The following is a 409-nucleotide window of genomic DNA, read 5'->3' as shown; positions in this document are numbered from 1 at the left end:
CGTTTTTACAGTATTATTATTATTTTTTTGAATTTATTTACGCAATGGAGCTAGGGAATTATTATAACGCAAAAAAGCACTATAAAGTCGCTGAGAGTTTGCTGGCTTCAATACCAGATGAAGCGGAGAAAGCGGAATTTAATTATCAAGTATCGTTATTTCATTGTTGTATATCACAACCGACTTTAGCGATTTCTTATGCTTTGAAAGCACAAAATTTTTTTGGTAAGAGTTTAGGGTATGAAGTTAAAACTGCGGCTTGCAAAAATACTTTAGGGGTGTGTTGTATAGCACTAGGACAATATGAGCTTGCAGAAGAATATTTAGTGTCGGCGATGAATACATTTACAAATCTAAAAGAAGAACAACTAATAATAAAAGTTAGATGCAATTTATGTTTATTATATGC

General features: G+C 31.8%; 1 pseudogene. It reads left to right on the top strand.

Going from position 1 to position 409, the window contains the following annotated elements:
• Positions 1-44: 44 nt before the first annotated feature.
• Positions 45-409 (top strand): annotated as a pseudogene (locus tag AC1DJR_RS33720) (tetratricopeptide repeat protein); the annotation flags it as partial.

This window comes from Bacillus sp. 05T31 (genome assembly GCF_056396725.1).
Note: the sequence above shows the minus strand (reverse complement) of the source record. Positions and strands in the feature narration are given on the sequence as shown.